Source organism: Rhizobacter sp. P3_B12, from assembly GCF_056402895.1.
In genome coordinates this window covers 1-3,380 of the sequence record NZ_JBFUGN010000682.1, presented here as the reverse complement: position 1 = coordinate 3,380, position 3,380 = coordinate 1, and the positions used below count along the sequence as shown (strand labels likewise).

4 protein-coding genes are annotated in these 3,380 nt (G+C 70.0%); 2 read left to right on the top strand and 2 right to left on the bottom strand.

Annotation, left to right across the window (positions count from 1 at the left end; all coding sequences use genetic code 11):
- On the bottom strand, positions 1–346 hold a 346-nt coding region (locus AC1D01_RS26080; protein ID WP_477871535.1), incomplete at its 3' end, for a Gfo/Idh/MocA family oxidoreductase.
- 107 nt (positions 347–453) lie between these two features.
- Between AC1D01_RS26080 and AC1D01_RS26075 the strand changes: the two genes are divergently transcribed.
- Positions 454–951: a hypothetical protein gene (locus AC1D01_RS26075; protein WP_477871533.1), complete on the top strand. Its 498-nt coding sequence runs from the start codon at positions 454–456 to the stop codon at positions 949–951.
- A gap of 56 nt (positions 952–1,007) precedes the next feature.
- Positions 1,008–3,119 (top strand): M3 family metallopeptidase, encoded by a 2,112-nt coding sequence (locus AC1D01_RS26070; protein ID WP_477871531.1) that lies wholly within the window; start codon positions 1,008–1,010, stop codon positions 3,117–3,119.
- A 54-nt stretch (positions 3,120–3,173) separates the two neighbouring features.
- Here AC1D01_RS26070 and AC1D01_RS26065 read toward each other — a convergent pair.
- The coding region (locus AC1D01_RS26065; RefSeq protein WP_477871529.1) for a hypothetical protein at positions 3,174–3,380 on the bottom strand (207 nt) is incomplete at its 5' end.

The window sequence follows — 3,380 nt, the reverse complement described above, 5'->3', positions numbered from 1 at the left end:
GCTGCTGCGCCTGCGCGAGCGTCACGGTGAACGGCTTGTCGACCACCACGTGCTTGCCGGCCCGCAAGGCCGCGAGCGCCAGCGGGTGGTGGCTGTCGTTGGGGCTCGCGATGACGACCAGGTCGACGTCGTCGCGTGCGCACAGCGCGAGCGGATCGGCCTCGACCGGCAGGCCCGGCCAGCCGCGGGCGACCTTGGCCGCATCGCTGCTCGCGAAGGCTGCGAGCCGCAGCCCCGGAACGCTCGCGATCAGCGGGGCATGGAAGACCTGGCCGGCGAAGCCGTAGCCGATCAGGCCGACGCGCAGCAGGCCGACGCTCAGGGCGGGGGAAGCGGTGTGGGGCATGGCGATCTTCGAGCGAATGTCCGAGGGGAGGAGCGGGGCACTGTAACGGAGCCGGCCGCGCGGCAATGGCATGATGCGCGCCGCACTTCCTGAAGGATCCCCTGGACATGAGCTTCGCTCCCCGCCTCGCCGCCGCCCCGTGGCTGTTCGCCGCCTGCATCGCCGGCGTGCTGGCCCTGCCGGCCCATGCCGCCGACAAGCCGAAGAAGGAATCGACCCTCGGCAAGGCCAAGCCCGGCGCCGCCTTCCTGACCAAGGAACAGCTGCGCGCCTGCCTGGCCCAGAACGACCGCGTGAAGGCGCAGCTCGCCGAGACGCTGCCGCTGCAGACCGCGCTGAAGAAGGAAGGCGACGACCTGGCCGCTGCCGGCGACGCGCTGAAGGCCGATCGCGAGAAGATCGACACGACGAATGACGAGGCCGTCAAGGCCTTCAACGAGCGCCTGGCCGCCCGCGACAAGGCGGTGGAGGCCTACAAGGCCAACAGCGAGGCCTACAACGCGAAGGTCGAGGCGCTGCAGGCGGACAAGGCCTCGTACGTCRCCAATTGCGATGGCCGGCGCTATTTCGAAGATGAGGAATTGCAAATCAAGGGCGGCAAGTAAACGCGGGTCGGCCTCCCTAGAATCGACGGCTTCTTCCCTGACCGAGAGAAGCCGTCATGACCCTTGCCACAAGCAGTCACTCCAGCAACCCGCTGCTGCAGCCGTGGGACACCCCGCACGGGCTGCCACCGTTCGACCGGGCCCGCCCCGAGCACTTCGCCGAGGCCTTCGAGGTGGCGCTGGCCGAGCAGCGTGCCGAGATCGATGYGATCGGCGCGCAGGCCGCGGCCCCTGGCTTCGACAACACGCTGGCGGCCTTCGACCGCAGCGGCCGGCTGCTGGCGCGGCTGGAAGGCATGTTCCACAACCTCACGTCGAGCGAGACCTCGCCGGCGCTGCAGGCGGTGGAGCGGCAGCTCGCACCGCGCATGGCGGCGCACGGCAACGCGATCTACATGCATGCGGCGCTGTTCCAGCGCATCGACACGCTGCATGCGCAGCGCGACTCGCTCGGGCTCACAGCCGAGCAGCGGCGCCTGCTGGAGCGGGTGCACCTCGAGTTCGTGCGGGCCGGCGCCAAGCTGCAGGGCGCGGCGCGCCAGCGGTATGGCCAAGTGATGGAGCGGCTGGCCGAGCTGATGACGCAGTTCGGCCAGAACGTGCTGGCCGATGAATCGGCCTTCCGCCTCGAGCTGCGCGCCGAGCGCGACCTCGCCGGGCTGCCGGAATTCGTGCGTGCCGCGGCGCGCCAGGCCGGTGCGGACCGCGGCATCGATGCGGCGGTGATCACGCTGTCGCGCTCGCACATCGTGCCGTTCCTGACCTTCTCCGAGCGCCGCGACCTGCGTGAGCAGGCGTGGCGCGCCTGGGTCTCGCGCGGCGAGCACGAGGGCGCGCACGACAACCGGCCGGTGGCGCGCGAGATCCTGCAGCTGCGGGCCGAGCAGGCCCGGCTGCACGGCCATGCGAGCTATGCCGACTACGCACTGGGCGACACGATGGCCGGTTCGCAGGCCGCGGTGAACCGGCTGCTGCAGCAGGTGTGGGTGCCGGCGAAGGCGCGCGCGGCCGAGGAGCGCGAGGCGCTGAAGGCGTTGTTGCTGACGCTGCCGCAGTCGCAGCGGCCGGCCGCCGGCGAATCACAGGAGATCGAGGCCTGGGACTGGCGCTACTACGCCGAGAAGGTGCGCCAGGCGCGCTACGACCTCGATGAAGCCGCGGTCAAGCCCTACTTCCCGCTCGACCGCATGGTCGAGGCGGCGTTCGACTGTGCGCAGCGCCTGTTCGGGCTGCGCTTCACGGCGCGCGGCGACCTGCGCGCCTACCACCCCGACGTGAAGGTCTACGAGGTCAGCGGCAGCGATGGTGCGCTGGTCGGCATCTTCCTGCACGACAACTTCGCGCGGCCGAGCAAGCGCAGCGGCGCGTGGATGGGTTCGTACCGGCAGCAGACGCGCAACGTCGTGGGCCAAGGCGAAGAGAGGGGAAGCGACGTGCTGCCGATCGTCGTCAACAACAACAACTTCGCGAAGGGCTCGCCCGGTGCGCCGACGCTGCTGAGCTTCGACGATGCGGCCACGCTGTTCCACGAGTTCGGCCATGGCCTGCACGGGCTGTTGTCGAGCGTGACCTACGAGCGCCTGTCGGGCACCAACGTGCTGCGCGATTTCGTCGAGCTGCCGTCGCAGATCTTCGAGCACTGGCTGGCCGAGCCGGAGGTGCTGAAGCGGCACGCGCGCCACGTCGAGACCGGCGCGCCGATCCCCGATGCGCTGGTCGAGCGGCTGCAGGCGGCGCGCAAGTTCAACCAGGGCTACGAGACGGTGCGCTACACCGCCTCGGCGCTGGTCGACATGGCGGTGCATGCGGTGGGCAACCCGGAGGGCATCGACATCGTCGCCTTCGAGGCGGCCGAGCTCGAGCGCATCGGGCTGCCGCACGGCGTCGGGCTGAACCATCGGCTGCCGCATTTCCAGCACCTGTTCTCGAGCGCCAGCTATGCGGCCGGCTACTACGTGTACCTGTGGGCCGAGGTGCTCGATGCAGACGGCTACGACGCCTTCACCGAGGCGGGCAGCCCGTTCGACCCGGCGGTTGCGAAGCGGCTGCTTGCGCATGTCTATTCCGTGGGCAACAGCCGTGAGCCGGGGGAGACCTACCGGGCCTTCCGGGGGCGCGATGCATCTGTGGAACCGATGCTGCGGGACCGGGGGCTGTTGACGTCTTGAGTCCTGCGCGACAAAGGCGCGTGGGGGGAGGCTGTGGCGCGCCGGCCGGGCCGGTCATCGCCCCTGGGGGCGCTGACTCCCCTGCGCTGACTGGTTTGATGGCCCGTCGCCGAAACTCCCGCCACTCACTTCGTTCGTTGTGGTCAAACAGTCGGCGACAGTCAGTTCACGAAGCGTGCTGCGCACGCGGGCCATGAAACCAGCCAGCTCCGGCGCCCCGGCTTTATTGGCGCTCCACAGCCTCCCCCCACGCGCCTTCTG